This is a genomic window from Pseudomonas triticifolii, from assembly GCF_014358015.1.
Lineage (GTDB): Bacteria > Pseudomonadota > Gammaproteobacteria > Pseudomonadales > Pseudomonadaceae > Aquipseudomonas > Aquipseudomonas triticifolii.
The window spans coordinates 118,621-133,969 of the sequence record NZ_JACONV010000008.1 but is presented as its reverse complement, the minus strand read 5'-3'; the positions used below and the strand labels follow the sequence as shown (position 1 = coordinate 133,969).

At 59.2% G+C, this 15,349-nt stretch carries 14 protein-coding genes; 7 read left to right on the top strand and 7 right to left on the bottom strand.

From position 1 onward, the window contains the following. The first annotated feature begins 30 nt into the window (after window positions 1-30). The 6 genes from H8S56_RS13595 to H8S56_RS13570 are packed head-to-tail and all read left to right on the top strand — an operon-like array spanning window position 31 to window position 6,112. On the top strand, window positions 31-2,949 hold the full coding sequence (locus H8S56_RS13595; RefSeq protein ID WP_024689241.1) for a monovalent cation/H+ antiporter subunit A: 2,919 nt from the start codon (window positions 31-33) through the stop codon (window positions 2,947-2,949). Continuing rightward, on the top strand, window positions 2,949-3,293 hold the full coding sequence (locus H8S56_RS13590) for a Na+/H+ antiporter subunit C (protein WP_024689242.1): 345 nt from the start codon (window positions 2,949-2,951) through the stop codon (window positions 3,291-3,293). Before H8S56_RS13595 ends, H8S56_RS13590 begins: the two co-directional genes overlap by 1 nt. After that, window positions 3,290-4,975, top strand: coding sequence for a monovalent cation/H+ antiporter subunit D (locus tag H8S56_RS13585; RefSeq protein ID WP_024689243.1), 1,686 nt, complete (start codon window positions 3,290-3,292; stop codon window positions 4,973-4,975). Before H8S56_RS13590 ends, H8S56_RS13585 begins: the two co-directional genes overlap by 4 nt. Then, window positions 4,972-5,460 carry a Na+/H+ antiporter subunit E gene (locus H8S56_RS13580; RefSeq protein WP_024689244.1) on the top strand — a complete coding sequence of 163 codons (489 nt, stop codon included), beginning with the start codon at window positions 4,972-4,974 and terminating at the stop codon, window positions 5,458-5,460. Before H8S56_RS13585 ends, H8S56_RS13580 begins: the two co-directional genes overlap by 4 nt. Beyond that, window positions 5,457-5,735 (top strand): K+/H+ antiporter subunit F, encoded by a 279-nt coding sequence (locus H8S56_RS13575; RefSeq protein ID WP_024689245.1) that lies wholly within the window; start codon window positions 5,457-5,459, stop codon window positions 5,733-5,735. Before H8S56_RS13580 ends, H8S56_RS13575 begins: the two co-directional genes overlap by 4 nt. Continuing rightward, a complete protein-coding gene (locus tag H8S56_RS13570) occupies window positions 5,732-6,112 on the top strand; it encodes a Na+/H+ antiporter subunit G (protein WP_187518927.1) in 381 nt (126 codons plus the stop codon). Before H8S56_RS13575 ends, H8S56_RS13570 begins: the two co-directional genes overlap by 4 nt. A gap of 19 nt (window positions 6,113-6,131) precedes the next feature. Here H8S56_RS13570 and H8S56_RS13565 read toward each other — a convergent pair whose 3' ends face one another. Next, window positions 6,132-6,599 carry a hypothetical protein gene (locus tag H8S56_RS13565; RefSeq protein ID WP_024689247.1) on the bottom strand — a complete coding sequence of 156 codons (468 nt, stop codon included), beginning with the start codon at window positions 6,597-6,599 and terminating at the stop codon, window positions 6,132-6,134. Between the two features lie 443 nt (window positions 6,600-7,042). Between H8S56_RS13565 and H8S56_RS13560 the strand changes: the two genes are divergently transcribed. Next, window positions 7,043-7,279, top strand: coding sequence for a DUF2789 domain-containing protein (locus H8S56_RS13560; protein WP_024695611.1), 237 nt, complete (start codon window positions 7,043-7,045; stop codon window positions 7,277-7,279). Window positions 7,280-7,314: 35 nt separating this feature from the next. Here H8S56_RS13560 and H8S56_RS13555 read toward each other — a convergent pair whose 3' ends face one another. The 6 genes from H8S56_RS13555 to H8S56_RS13530 form a co-directional block, all read right to left on the bottom strand. Then, entirely contained in the window at window positions 7,315-8,796 is a 1,482-nt protein-coding gene (locus tag H8S56_RS13555) for a T6SS phospholipase effector Tle1-like catalytic domain-containing protein (protein WP_024689249.1), read from the bottom strand. Between the two features lie 228 nt (window positions 8,797-9,024). Further along, window positions 9,025-10,254, bottom strand: coding sequence for a methyl-accepting chemotaxis protein (locus H8S56_RS13550; RefSeq protein ID WP_408003816.1), 1,230 nt, complete (start codon window positions 10,252-10,254; stop codon window positions 9,025-9,027). 527 nt (window positions 10,255-10,781) lie between these two features. After that, entirely contained in the window at window positions 10,782-11,186 is a 405-nt protein-coding gene (locus tag H8S56_RS13545) for a TraR/DksA family transcriptional regulator (protein ID WP_004883780.1), read from the bottom strand. A 313-nt stretch (window positions 11,187-11,499) separates the two neighbouring features. Beyond that, complete coding sequence (locus H8S56_RS13540; RefSeq protein WP_024689251.1) at window positions 11,500-12,525, bottom strand: ABC transporter permease; 1,026 nt, start codon at window positions 12,523-12,525, stop codon at window positions 11,500-11,502. Between the two features lie 67 nt (window positions 12,526-12,592). Next, on the bottom strand, window positions 12,593-14,170 hold the full coding sequence (locus tag H8S56_RS13535) for a sugar ABC transporter ATP-binding protein (RefSeq protein WP_187518925.1): 1,578 nt from the start codon (window positions 14,168-14,170) through the stop codon (window positions 12,593-12,595). Window positions 14,171-14,232: 62 nt separating this feature from the next. After that, window positions 14,233-15,162, bottom strand: a complete 930-nt coding sequence (locus H8S56_RS13530; RefSeq protein ID WP_024689253.1) for a sugar ABC transporter substrate-binding protein — start codon at window positions 15,160-15,162, stop codon at window positions 14,233-14,235. Window positions 15,163-15,349 lie beyond the last annotated feature (187 nt).

Here is a 15,349-nt window from a genome sequence, read left to right as displayed (position 1 = left end):
GCTTGATATTTCCCTGCAGATTAGAAGCCTATGTCCCTGATAGTTCTACTGCTTCTGCCTTTTATAGGCAGCTGTCTGGCGGCATTTTTGCCGCACAATGCGCGTAACGCAGAATCCCTTCTTGCAGGTCTGGTCGCCTTGATCGGCGCAGTCCAGATGGCGCTGTGGTTTCCGCAGATTGCCGACGGCGGCGTGATTCGTGAAGAGTATTTCTGGCTGCCCAGCCTGGGCCTGAATTTCGTCCTGCGCATCGACGGTTTTGCCTGGCTGTTCTCGATGCTGGTGCTGGGCATCGGTGCTCTGGTGTCCTTATACGCCCGCTATTACATGTCCCCGGATGATCCGGTGCCACGCTTCTTCGCGTTTTTCCTGGCATTCATGGGGGCCATGCTCGGCCTCGTCATGTCCGGCAACCTGATCCAGATTGTGTTTTTCTGGGAATTGACCAGTGTTTTCTCGTTCCTGCTGATCGGCTACTGGCACCATCGCGCCGACGCCAGGCGCGGTGCTTACATGGCGCTGATGGTCACCGGCGCAGGTGGCCTGGCGCTGCTCGCGGGGATGATGATCCTGGGCCACATCGTCGGCAGCTATGACCTGGACCGCGTGCTGGCCTCCGGCGACGCGATTCGCGCTCATGCGCTGTACCCGGTGATGCTGACACTGGTCCTGATCGGCGCGCTCAGTAAAAGCGCGCAGTTTCCCTTCCACTTCTGGCTACCCCACGCGATGGCCGCCCCCACACCGGTCTCGGCGTATCTGCACTCTGCAACCATGGTCAAGGCCGGAGTGTTTCTCATGGCGCGCCTGTGGCCCGCCCTTTCCGGCACCGAACAATGGTTCTGGATCGTCAGTGGGGCCGGGGCCTGCACACTGATTCTTGGCGCTTACGCGGCGATCTTCCAGAACGACCTCAAGGGCCTGCTGGCCTACTCGACCATCAGCCACCTCGGCCTGATCACTCTGCTACTGGGCCTCAACAGCCCGCTGGCTGCGGTCGCTGCAGTCTTCCACATTCTCAACCACGCCACCTTCAAGGCCTCGCTGTTCATGGCAGCGGGCATCATCGACCACGAAAGCGGCACTCGGGACATCCAGCGCCTCAGCGGACTGATAAAGCTGCTGCCCTACACCGCGACGCTGGCCATGGTCGCCAGCGCCTCCATGGCTGGCGTACCGCTGCTCAACGGTTTTTTGTCCAAAGAAATGTTCTTCGCCGAAACGGTGTTCATTTCTGCCACGGCCTGGGTGGAAATCGCGCTGCCTGTGGTGGCGACCATCGCGGGCGTGTTCAGCGTGGCCTACTCGCTGCGCTTCACCGTGGACGTCTTCTTTGGCCCGGCCGCCAAGGACCTGCCGCACATGCCCCATGAACCGCCACGCTGGATGCGTGCGCCGGTGGAGTTTCTGGTACTGGCCTGCCTGGTCGTCGGCATCTTTCCAGCTCAATCGGTTGCGCCTCTGCTCGCCGCAGCCGCGCAACCCGTGGTGGGCGGCACGTTGCCCGAATACAGCCTGGCGATCTGGCACGGCTGGAACGCCCCCATGATCATGAGCCTGGTGGCCATGGCGGGCGGCATTCTGCTCTACCTGCTGTTGCGCAACTCCCTCAAGAGCGACCGATTCCCGGTCCCGCCCCTGATAGGACGCTTGAACGGCAAACGCTTTTTCGACCGCAGTCTGGTGGTCGTGATGCACTGGGCGCGACGCTTCGAGCGCAAGGTCAGTACCCGACGGCTGCAGCCGCAATTGTTTCTGCTGGTGCTGGCGGCTGTCGTCGGCGGCTTCATACCTATGTTCTTCAATGGCGTGACCTGGGGGGATCGCCCGAAGATCCCGGGTTCCGGGGTTTTCGTGACCCTGTGGCTGATCGCAATCGTCTGCGCGCTGGGTGCAGCCTGGCAAGGTAAATACCATCGCCTCGCCGCCCTGATCATGGTCAGCGTGTGCGGACTGATGACTTGCATCACGTTCGTCTGGTTCTCGGCACCCGACCTGGCGCTGACCCAACTGGTGGTTGAAGTCGTGACCACGGTACTGATCCTGCTCGGCCTGCGCTGGCTGCCAAGGCGTAACGAGGACGTCGCTGCCACCAGCACACGCCTGAGAGCCCGCACTCGCCGGGTCCGCGATTTCGTGCTGGCGGTCATGGTCGGTCTCGGCATGGCGATCCTGTCGTATGCCATGCTGACCCGTCAGACACCCAATGCCATTTCTTCGTTCTACCTGAGTCGCGCCCTTCCGGAAGGCGGCGGCACCAACGTGGTCAACGTGATGCTGGTCGACTTCCGGGGCTTCGATACCTTCGGCGAGATCACGGTACTGGCTGCCGTGGCGCTGACCGTGTTTGCCTTGCTGCGCCGCTTCAGACCGCCCAAGGAAAGCATCGCGCTGCCCGCACAGCAGCGTTTGCTGGCGCGTGATGTGGTGACCGACCTGATCAACCCGCGCAGCGCCAGCGATACCGCACTGGGCTTCATGATGGTGCCCGCCGCGCTGGTCCGCCTGCTGCTGCCGATTGCCTTCATGATCTCGATGTACCTGTTCATGCGGGGCCACAACCAGCCGGGCGGCGGCTTCGTTGCAGGTCTGGTGATGTCAGTGGCGTTCATCCTGCAATACATGGTCGCAGGCACTCAATGGGTCGAGGCCCAGATGAGCCTGCGGCCGTTGCGCTGGATGGGTACGGGGCTGCTGTGTGCAGTGCTGACCGGCGCAGGCTCCATGGCGCTGGGCTATCCGTTTATGACGACCCACACCGCGCATCTGCATCTACCGATCCTGGGTGACCTTCACTTCGCCAGCGCGCTGTTCTTCGACGTGGGCGTCTACGCGGTCGTCGTGGGTGCAACGCTGTTGATCCTGACCGCCCTGGCTCACCAGTCCGTGCGCAGCCACCGCCCGACCGTGCTGCCCAAGCCTGTTGCCAACCCGCAAGGAGTCCTCTGATGGAAGAAGTGATTGCAATTGCCATCGGCGTACTGGCAGCGTCTGGCGTCTGGCTGATGCTGCGCCCCAGGACCTTTCAAGTCGTGATGGGGCTGTGCCTGCTGTCCTACGGCGTCAACCTGTTCATCTTCAGCATGGGCAGCCTGTTCATTGGCCGGGAGCCGATCATCAAGGACGGCATCCCGCAGGACCTGCTCAACTACACCGACCCGCTGCCGCAGGCACTGGTACTGACCGCTATTGTGATCAGCTTCGCCATGACTGCGCTGTTTCTGGTGGTTCTGCTCGCGTCGCGAGGACTGACCGGCACCGACCACGTTGATGGCCGGGAGCCCAAGGCATGAGCTGGCTGAATCAACTGATCATTGCACCCATTCTGCTGCCCCTGCTGACCGCTGGACTGATGCTGTGGCTGGGCGAGAAGCACCGCCCGCTCAAAGGCCGAATCAATCTGCTGTCCAGCATGCTGGGGCTGGGCATTTCCATCGCGCTCATGCTCTGGGTACAGAAAAGCGGCACCAGCGGCTCCATCGGCGTTTATCTGCCAGGCAACTGGGGAGTGCCGTTCGGCATCGTGCTGGTGGTCGATCACCTGTCAGCCTTGATGATGGTACTGACCGGCATCGTCGCGGTCTGCGCGCTGCTGTTCGCTCTGGCGCGCTGGGACAGGGCCGGGGCCAGCTTCCATGCCCTGTTCCAGATTCAATTGATGGGGCTGTACGGCGCATTCCTGACGGCCGACCTGTTCAACCTGTTCGTGTTCTTCGAAGTCCTGCTGGCCGCCTCCTACGGTTTGATGCTGCATGGCTCCGGTCGGGCCCGGGTTTCGTCGGGCCTGCATTACATTTCCGTCAACCTGCTGGCGTCCTCGCTGTTTCTGATTGGTGCTGCGCTGATCTACGGTGTCACGGGCACGCTGAATTTCGCCGACCTGGCAATAAAGATTCCGCAGGTTTCGGCAGCCGATCAAGGCTTGCTGCATGCAGGTGCCGCCATTCTGGCCACCGCATTTCTTGCCAAGGCTGGCATGTGGCCGCTGAACTTCTGGCTGGTGCCTGCGTACTCCGCCGCCAGCGCTCCGGTTGCCGCGATGTTCGCGATCATGACCAAGGTCGGCGTCTACACCTTGCTGCGTCTGTGGACACTGCTGTTCTCGGGCCAGGCCGGCGCTTCTGCGTTTTTCGGGGGCGACTGGCTGATCTACGGCGGCATGGCGACCATTTTCACGGCGGCCATCGCGATCATCGCCGCACAACGACTGGAACGTATGGCGAGCCTGAGCATTCTGGTGTCGGCGGGCATTCTGCTGTCGGCCATTGGCTTCGCACAGCCGAGCCTTACCTCAGGCGCGCTGTTCTACCTGGTCAGCTCGACCCTCGCCCTGAGCGCAATGTTTTTGCTGGCCGAGCTGATCGAGCGCTCGCGCTCGGCCAACGAAATTCCCCTGGAAGAAGATGTTGACCAGCTACCGCGCACGCTGGAATCACTGCATCCGCCTCCCGGCACCAACCTGGATGAGCAACAGAAAGTCGTGGTCGGACAAGTCATTCCCGTCACCATGGCGTTTCTGGGCCTGAGCTTTGTGATCTGCGCCCTGCTGATCATCGGCATGCCGCCGTTGTCAGGCTTCATCGGCAAGCTGACGTTACTCAGTGCTCTGATGAATCCGCTCGGCCTCGACGTGGCGCAGGATGAAGCGCTGTCGCTGGCGTCCTGGATGCTGATCGCCCTGCTGATCTTTTCCGGGCTGGCCTCACTTATCGCCTTCTCAAGACTGGGGACTCAGCGTTTCTGGACGCCGTACGAACGCCCCTCACCGGTACTGCGCCGCAACGAATGCCTGCCGATCATCATTTTGCTGAGCCTGTGCGTCGGCCTGACGTTCAAGGCCGAACCTTTGCTGCGCTACACGCAGGACACCGCAGCAGCGCTGCATGAACCCAAGCAGTACGTGCAGTCGGTTCTGGCTGCGCGTCCGGTGCCAGGTCCCAACAGCAATGCGGGCACACCGGAGGTACAACCATGAAGCGTCTGTTCCCTGCGCCGGTCTTTTCACTTGCCCTGTGGGTGCTGTGGCTGGTTCTGAACCTGTCGATCAGCCCCGGTCAACTGTTGCTCGGTGCCGTGCTGGCCTTTCTCGCGCCGCTGCTGATGGCACCCTTGCGGCCAATACCGGTGCGTATTCGAAAGCCCGGCACAATCCTGAAGTTTCTGCTGATGGTGGGACGCGGCGTGGTGGTTTCCAACGTGCAGGTGGGCTTGAGCGTCTGGAGACTCAAGCACCGTCCACCGCGCTCGGCTTTCGTGCGGGTGCCGCTGGACCTGCACAATGCCAACGGCCTGGCCGCTCTGGCGATGGTGACGACAGTGGTGCCCGGGACGGTCTGGTCGGAGCTGGCGCTGGACCGCAGCGTGCTGCTGATGCATGTCTTCGATCTGGAAGACGAGGCGCAATTCATTGAGCATTTCAAGACTACCTATGAGCGTCCCTTGATGGAGATCTTTCAATGAGTGCACTGCTCGACAACGCCATCCTGATCAGCCTGCTGATTTTCGCGCTGGCCATGGTCGTCACGCTGCTGCGCCTGCTCAAGGGGCCTTCGGCTCAGGACCGCGTCCTGGCGCTGGACTACCTCTACATCACGGCGATGCTAATGATGCTGGTGCTGGGCATACGTTATGCCAGCGATACCTATTTCGAGGCGGCGATGCTGATCGCATTGTTCGGCTTCGTCGGCTCGTTCGCCCTGGCCAAGTTCCTGTTGCGCGGAGAGGTAATTGAATGACCGGCATATCGTTGCAAGTGCCCTTCTGGGCAGAAGTCCTGACAGCTGTGCTGCTGGTAGCCAGCAGCCTGTTCACCCTGACCGGCGCGCTGGGGCTGCTGCGCCTGAAAGACTTTTTCCAACGCATGCACCCTACCGCCCTGGCCTCGACGCTGGGGGCATGGTGCGTGGCGCTGGCGTCGATCATCTACTTTTCTGCACTCAAGTCCGAACCGGTCATTCACGCCTGGCTCATTCCTGTCCTGCTGGCGATAACGGTCCCTGTCACGACACTGTTGCTGGCGCGCACCGGTCTGTTTCGCAAACGCATGGCTGGCGAGGATGTGCCCGCGGAAGTCAGCGGCGGGCGTACCGAAGGTGAATCAGCAGGCGGTTGAAGCGCCGCCCAGGCTCGCCTTATTCGCTGGCCTTGAACGCGAGTTCGCCCTTGCGCCATTTGGCGGCCTTGCCAACGGCGGTCTTCAACGTCTTGCTCATGCCTGCCTGCAACTGCTCGGCAGCTGCAAAGACCATGAGTACCGTATGACCTTCCTTGAACACGATGCCGTGACCTTCGGCGGTGTCGACAAATGCATATTCACCCAACCCATAAACGGTCAGTTTGATCTCGCGAAACTTCAATTCAAACTTTCCGCCTTCGCGGCTGGGTAATACCGACGCCCGAAAATGATCGCCGACCTTGAGTTCAAGACGGGGCTTGTCATCAACGACCAGAGCAGTTTCGGTGTCGATTTCAGCGATATAGATGCCTTCGGCCGATTGTTCAACGACATAAACGAAACGCGATTGAAATTGCTTGACCAACTGTGCACGCAAATCGCCGAGCACAAACAGAGCGTGAGTATCCAGGTTGCTTACAGCCAAAGTACAAACCCCCAAACGTGATAAATGAAGCTGCCAGGTATTCAGGCAGTTAAAAGTCGTTCATCCGTGTTGCCGCCGGGTGCGGCCAAGACCTGTTGATACGCTGCACTCCAGACTGCCGGGCAGGCCAGCCGAGCCCCTGTGCAGGCTGGGCACGGATTCTACCGGCTCGCAGCATCAACGGGATATATGCCTTTTGTACAAACGATGTCGCGCACGCTACGCCTTCAACCTGAAGACATTGCCGTGACAACCGAAGAGTAGCTGAACAGACAGAAACCGGCTTCGACAGGGTTCATCAGCGTGCAGAACATATCACCTGACCTGCCTGGGTAAAAGAGCAGCGTCACATCACGGTAAAATGCATCGAACTCTCATCGCCTCACGAGACTCCGATACAGAACCAATGACTGTACGAGGCAACCCCTCGTCGAGGAGATGACATGGAATTGCCGAACCCGACTCTGGCTGGACTGTTTGATCAATTGGGACTGCCCTCGGATGAAGACGACATTACAAAGTTTGCCCAGGCCCATCAATTGCCTGACGACGTCAAACTGGTCGACGCCGATTTCTGGACAAGACAGCAGGCAGACTTTCTGAAAGAAGAACTGCGCAGCGATGCGGAGTGGGCCCCTGTGGTGGACGAGTTGAACGCCCTGCTGCACAAGAGCCCTTGATTCGAAAAACCGTTGACGTGTTCAGTCACCGGGCCTCACTGGGGATAGCCGGGCTGTCCGATGTTGGGATGAAGTATCCGGCCCCCCGGCTCAGGCGCATGCACGAACACGGCATCGCCAAGACTGCCCAGGCTTCCGATGGCAGCCCCCCAATGCGCCGAATGATGAATGTAGCGCCAGCGCAACACCTGCTCTTCATCGTCACTCAGTGAATACGGCTCGCCCCGCGCGTAGTCGATCAGTTTGCGTGCGATCCCTTCAAGCTCTCCCGGCAGTTGGAGATCCTGTGTCAAGGGAATGGGGTCGAACGGTACGCCTTCGTCCAGCGCCAGCGCATGCATGACCCGCAGATGCACGCGAGACAAGTGACCAAAAACCTGCCGTCGCAAGCACGCCGCCACCACAGCTGAACGCCCACCCAATGAAGAGCGGCTTGCTTTGTAGAACGTATCGCAGGCCTGCACCTGCAACATCGCCTGAGCATCCTGAGGGTCAAGCCAGCGCTCGGCATCGAGCTGTTGCAACTCCAGGCGAGCTTGCAGCCAGGCACAGGTCGATGCGGTTGGGTGGTCGGTGCAACCATTGTCGACACGGGGTCGGGTCAACAGCACGTTTTCCTGCATTTGCGGCGGATAACCCCCTCCGATGTCGGAGTGCACGCCGGGCAGCACGATCTCACGCGACCACACAGGTCTGATGCTGTTGAGTGCAAAGTTGCGACGCAACTCGTCGCGGGCCACCAGATGGAAGATTTGCTGAGCACAGCCAGGGGGCAGATAAAGGTTCACCCGACCATTGGCGAAATCACTGACATTACCCAGATCTTTCAAACTGCCTATGGCCGCGACTGTGTCGAATAGACCGACCACCTTGATCCGCACGCTGTCATTTGCCCAACTGAAATCCTCGCTCAGGCGCACTTTTCTACTCCGCAGCACGGGCTCAAGCATCCCTGTCGTTTTCTTGAGTATTTCATTGACGAAATGCCTGGCCGACGCGCCGCCGCGGCTAAAACCGAATACATCCAGTTCGAGGGCCGCGATCACACACCCGGGATTTTCATCGGTAAATGCCCGGCAACGTGCGTCCAGCTTCTTGAATGCGCGCTCGACTTTGGCCACGACGCCGGTAGGGCCTCTGCCGAAGCTCTGCCCGGGCCACAACGAATCACGACACCCCGAGGTTGTTCCGGCACCACTGACGTACACAGGCCAATACACCCTCAGGCCATGTCCATCGTTTGCCGCAACAGGCTGATGACGATACAGATCGGCAAGCCTTGCAATATTACTGAGGTCGTTACTGTAACTACTGCCTGGATCAGCGTGACGCCCTGCACACTCTTTGATGTGACGATCGCCATTAACCTCCATCAGCGCCTGACAATCAGCGCCAATCCGGCTATTGATACGATTATTACCCGTACCATCGAAGAAAAGACCTACACGAACGGTCACCCTTAACGCAGCAGCATCGGAGACCGCCCCCCTCTCTTTAACATCCCTTGTAGTTTTCATTTTATTTCCGTCCTTGAATCGGCCCTGTATTAGCCGCCTTAAAATCAACAAATCATTACGTTGATTTAAGTAGCTTGCTCAGCGCGAGCAAACAGTCAAGTTACGGAGAAGCTTTTCAGAAAAGTCCTACATATTAAAAATACGGCATTTAACCGGAATAGCGCTGCCATTCAGGATAAGCCGATAACTATATACATCGTTATCCTTAGTTACAGACACAACAAGTCACTACTTCGCGACAGCACTTTCAGGCTTGTAGCCCAGCCGCAGCCCACCCCAATGCCGCCCCTTGATCAGGATCGGCACTGAGAGATCATGCATCAGCTCGCCAGTGTCTCGGGTGTAGGTTTGCAGCAAGACCGGCTGCTGATGGCTGCCGCAACGAATACCGGTGCGGTCATCAAATTTTCGTTTACTGCGATTGCGAGCGTTGTCCACCAAGGGATCGCCGGTCAACGGCTGGTTGAACGCATTGTTGTGGGTCGGCACGTAGCCCTGCTGGGTACAGGCTATCGCAAACACCAGACCATCGTGGCGCGTCAATAAGGGTTCCTGAATACCGGGCAGCACCTGATCGGTGTATCGGTCGAAGCGGGTGTTGAAGCGCGTCGGTGAGGTGTCGGGAATGGGCTTGTACTGTCGATCGAACAACTCGTCGAGGCTGACCGTCCCGCGCTCTATGTCGGCTTCGAACTTCGCCGCGATCTGCTGCGCACCCTCGCGAGCCAGGTCATAGATACGCTGGTGATAATCATCCAGGCCAACCTCGGCCAGGCGCTGACTGATGGACTCTGCCTGCCCTTCCATCTGTACCGCGGCCCTGGCCAGATGCCGCGTCTGCTCATCGCTGACCGCAAGGTCACTGCGCATGCGTTCGACTGCCACGAACAAACTGGCCAACTGGTCCTGATTGGTTTGCGCGCCTTGCGCGATTTCACCCACCTGGCTTTCCACCTCTACGGCCAGGCGCGCAATACTTTCCAGATGCTGTCCGGTGAGTTCGACCTGTTCGACACCGGCATCCAGATCGGTTGAGAGCTGACGTATTTGCCCTACGACCTGCGAGGTGCGCTGCTGGATATCGGCCACCATCTGCCCCACTTCCCGGGTCGCACTGGCGGTACGCCCGGCCAGCCCACGAACCTCGTCGGCCACAACGGCAAACCCTCGACCCTGCTCGCCCGCACGAGCCGCTTCAATGGCTGCATTGAGCGCCAGCAGGTTGGTCTGACTGGCGATGGACTCGATCACCATCGTTACACGTTGAATTTCTTCGCTGCGCTGGCTTAACGCCTCGATCAGCTCGCGACTGTGCACAGCTCCCTGACTCAACCGATGCATGCGCTGAATAGACTCGGTCAGCACCCCGCTGCCAGCATCGCTGCGTTGACGCGCCTGGCTGGCAGCAGACAAGGCGCGCTGACTCAACTGGGCCGCCTGTTGCTCAGTCGCGATCATCAAATCGGCACTGCTGACCACCTGTTCGGCGGTGTCGAGTTGCGACTGGACCTTGCCCGCCAGTTGGCGAACGGCAAACGCCACCTGCGCGGCGGACAGCGCGTTGTGGCTGGTGGTGTGAGAAAGGTCGCGGGCCAAAAGCCCGATGGCGTTATCGTTCGCTGGCGCTGAAGGTCGGGCAGTGCTTCTTTGTAGCAGACGCGGTAGCCAGAGCAGCAACAGGCCAGCGGGAACGGCGAAATAAAACGACAGGCCTGCGAAGGTCATAGCCGCCAACAGCACACACAGCATGACGCTCTGCACTGCAGGAACCCACCAACGGACCGCTTCCAATGCGTTCTCGGACATGCCGTGTCACCCCTGTTTTTATTTGTCGTTATTGCCCTCATTAAACGCCAGAAAACGGCAATGTGCCATGAGCCGATAGTTGTAAACGGGTATGAGGGGCACGACAAATTTCAGGCATAACAAAACCGGGAGGCAATCTCTTGCGTCCCGGTTGCATTGCACCCCAAGGTTCCTGTGAATCAGGCCTGGCGCTGGTGCTTGTCGATCTGCTCGTGGCGCTCTTGCGCTTCGATGCAATACTTGGTCGTCGGGCTGATCAGCAGGCGCTTGAGGCCGATAGGCTCGCCGCTGTCATCGCACCAGCCGAAGGTGTCTTCAGCAATGCGCGACAATGCCATTTCCAGCTGCGGAAGCATGCGCTGATCACGGTCAATAACATTGACCAGCCAGTGACGCTCTTCTTCAACGGAAGCAGCATCGGCAGGGTCGGCAGGCGTGTCCAGGCTTTCGATGGCAATACGGCTCTGCTCGATTCGCTCGTGGATCTCGACCTTCATGTTCTGCAACAGCTCGACGAAGAAAGCGTGCTGCTCGGCGTTCATGTAGTCATCGGCCGGCATGGCCAGCAACTTTTCCTTTGTCATTGATTTCTCTATAAAAAAACGTGCATTGAGGAGCGGCTCAACGTTGCCGTTCAAGCGCCATAATCTCCAAGCGCCACCTGGCACTCAATTTACGAGGGGCGGCAGTCTAAGGCCGCCTTGCGCACTCGGCAACACAATTGAAGGCATTTTGCACAACAATTGCGCGTTAGCCCCTGAAAACCCGGCACCAAACCTGTATTGGGCTCGGCTGGATGAGGGTCTGACCGACGCAGAACCCATCGGTTCCAGCTTCCTTAATGATGCACAAAAGGGCCTCAAAGGCCCTTGTGCGTATCGTTTGCTGCGGTAGGGCTCAGCGCTTGGTCTTGCGCTTGTTGCGATATTGATCGATCACGACCGCCACCACAATGATCAGCCCCTTGATGATGTCCTGAACGTAGGCGTCAACCCCGACGAAGGTAAACCCGCTCGCCATCACCCCGAGGATCAACGCACCAATGACGGTCCCGGTGATGCGCCCTACTCCCCCGGCCAGACTGGTGCCGCCGATCACCGCTGCAGCAATGGCGTCCAGCTCATACGACATGCCCATACCCGCCTGACCTGTGGCAGCACGCGCCGAGGCGACAACGCCTGCAAGGCCCGCCAGCAGACCGGCGATGCTGTAGACAATGACCAGATGACGCTTGACGTTGATCCCGGACGTGCGGGCCGCCTGCATGTTGCCGCCGATGGCGTAGGTGTACTTGCCATATTTGGTGTAACGCAGCGCAATGTGGAAGATGACCGCAACCACCAGAAAGATGATCACCGGCATCGCGCCCTGACCGATAGCGGTGTAGGAGTCCGAGAGCATGCTGACAGGCTGGCCTTCCGTGTAGAAGCGCGCCAGCCCACGGGCCGACACCATCATCCCGAGCGTGGCGATAAAAGGCGGAATGCCAGTGATGGCGATGATACTGCCGTTGATTGCGCCAGCCAGTAACCCGACACCCAGACCGACCACCACCGGAATCCACACGGGCAGATCGGTCAACGAAGGGAATACCGCGCGCGAGAAATCCGACGTCTGCGCCAGACTCGCGGCAATCATCGCCGACAAGGCCAGCACCGAGCCTGACGACAGATCGATACCCGTCGTGATGATCACCTGGGTCACGCCAATGGCCAGCAGGCCGATGACCGACACTTGCAGAATCATCAGCACCAGCCGTTGCGAGTTGAGCAAAAAGCTCTGATCGCGAACGATCCAGCCAAACAGTTCGAAAATCAGCCCGATCCCGATCAGCACCAGAAAGATGCTGAGTTCGGTCGGCAACCGTCGTTTGCTTTTGGTCGGCGCCAGGGCCGGTTTGTTCTGCAGGATTGCGTTGCTCATGTTCTTTCCCTCTGGCTCTTGTTCTTTTTCTGGCGAGTTCTGATGGCAATCGTCCGGTGGTGCGAACTCAAGGGTTCGAATGCCCGGACGCCAGATGCATGACCTTTTCCTGGGTTGCTTCGCTGCGCGGCAGGATGCCCATCATCTCGCCCTCGTGCATGACCATGACCCGATCGCTCATGCCCAGTACTTCGGGCAGCTCGGAGGAGATCATGATGACCGCCATGCCCTCACTGGCCAGGAAAGCAATCAGGCGATAGATCTCGGCCTTGGCGCCGACGTCGATACCGCGGGTAGGCTCGTCGAGAATCAACACCCTGGGGTTGGTCATCAGCCAGCGAGCCAGCAAGGCCTTCTGTTGATTGCCGCCTGACAATGTATCGATGCACTGTTCCAGCGATGGCGTCTTGACCCGCAACTTTTTGCACATGTCTTCGCACAGCGCGCGCAGGGCCTTTTGCTTGACGAAGCCATTGCCGGCGTAATTGGCCAGCACTGCCATTTCCATGTTTTCCATCACTGAAAGGCAGGGAAACAGCCCCGTGAGTTTGCGATCCTCTGTCAGCAGCGCAAACCCCAGGCCGATAGCCTGATGGGGGTCGCCGATACGCACGGCTGCGCCATCGAAGTGAATCTCGCCGCCATCACTGGGCGTGATGCCGAACAGTGTTTCTGCAACATTGGTCCGGCCCGAGCCCATCAGACCGGCAATGCCCAGCACCTCTCCGGCATGCAGGTCGAAAGACACACCCTGGAAGATCCCGTTCAGGCGCAGGTCCCGAACCGAGAGCAGCAGATCCCCCACCGGCTTTTCACGCTCTGGAAACAGCTGGGTCAGCTCACGGCCCACCATCATCGAAATCAGGCTGTCGCCATCCATGCTTTCGGCACGTTGCAGACCGATGTAGCAGCCATCACGAAACACGGCCACCTCATCGGCAATCTCGAACACTTCATTCATCTTGTGGGTGATGTAAATGATGCCCTTACCCTGGGCGCGAAGGTCACCAATGATCGAGAAAAGATGCGCGACTTCGGTCTCGGTAATGGCCGAGGTCGGCTCGTCCATGATCAGTACATCGGAGTTGTAGGAGACCGCCTTCGCAATCTCGACCATCTGCCGCTCGGCGATGCTCAGGTTGCCAACCAGCTCTTGCGGGTCCAGTTTTATACGCAGGCGCTCCAGCAGTTGGGCCGTGCAACGGAACATTTCCCGGTGATCGATCATGTGCAAGCCGTTGAGCTGTTCGCGACCGATCCAGATGTTTTCCGCGATGCTCATGAAGGGCATCAGGTTCAGTTCCTGATGGATCATGGCGATCCCTGACTGCAGGGCCGCAAGCGGTGTATCAAACGTGACGGGGTTACCCCGCAGACGGATTTCGCCTGCGTCCGGCTGATAGATACCGGCAATAATCTTCATGAGGGTGGATTTGCCGGCGCCGTTCTCGCCCATCAGCGCCAATACGCTGCCGGGGCGGACCCGCAGTTGCACATCGTTGAGTGCAATGACGCCAGGAAAGCCCTTGCTGATATTGCTGATTTCCAGCAGATAAGGTGGCTGGGCATTCAGGGCGTCTTGACCTGCACTACCGGAAGAGGAATCGCGCTGGGCGGGCGGAGTGGCAGTAGCTGAACCGGACATGATGACAAGCTCCTCATGCGACAGGGCCGGGACGCAGTAACTGCCCGGCCTGTCGGCTGTTCTTATTTGAAGGAGACCACGTTTTCAGGCGTGATCAGGCGGTACGGAATGACAATGGCCTGGGTCTCGAGCTTTTCCTTCCTGGCCATTTTGACGGCTGCATCGATAGCGCCGTCGGCCTGGCCTTTCGCGTCCTGGTAAACCGAAACGGTCAGATCCCCTCGGGTTACCGCATTAAGGCCATCAGGTGTGCCGTCGACGCCTGCGACGAATACCGTGCCTTGCTTGATACCGGCCTGCTTGAGCGCCATGGCTGCGCCGATCGCCATTTCGTCGTTATTGGCCATCACCGCGTTGAATGTTCTGCCCTGGGTGATCCAGTCATTGGTCAGGTCCATGCCTTTCTGGCGCAACCAGATACCGGTCTGCTCCTGATCGATCTTGATACCAGGGTATTTTTTCAGCACTTCCTTCACGCCGTCTGTACGACCCTTGGTGGAGTTGTTGGCCAGATCGCCCATCAAAATCATCACGCTGCCCTTGCCGCCCATCTTCTCGGCGATGTACTCCATCTGCAGTCGACCTGCCTCTACGTCATCGGAGGTGACCGTCGCGACGCCCACAGGCAGTTTGAGGTCATCGGGACGACGATTGACATACACCAGTGGAATACCGGCAGCCACGGCCTTCTTGGTGATTTTGGCCGTTGCGGCGGTGTCTACCGGATTCACGATCAGAGCGTCGACTTTTTTGCCGATCAGTTCCTCGACCTGATCGAGCTGTTTGTTCACGTCTGCACGGGCATCGACGAACTGCAGCGACACACCATCGGGCATGGTCTTGGCCTTGGCGCTCATGTCTTCACGCAGATAGGTCAGCCAGGTGTCATCAAACTGCGACATGGCCACGCCCACCTTAAGATCGGCCAGGGCAGCGCCACTGCCAAGCATCAGGGCCAGGGTCAGAGCAGTGAAGCGAATCGGGGTCTTCATGAAAGTCTGTCTCCAAATTCTTGTTGTTGTTCGGACTTGGTAACGACGTAGCCTTGAAGCGGTCCGGCAAGCGGTCTATCGCGGCAGGCGAACACCGGTCGCGCCGGGCATGCAGAACAGCAGCGCATCCTTGTGATGCACGCACATGCCGCGTGCGACGAGGGTAAGGAACCGCTCCATGAGCCGG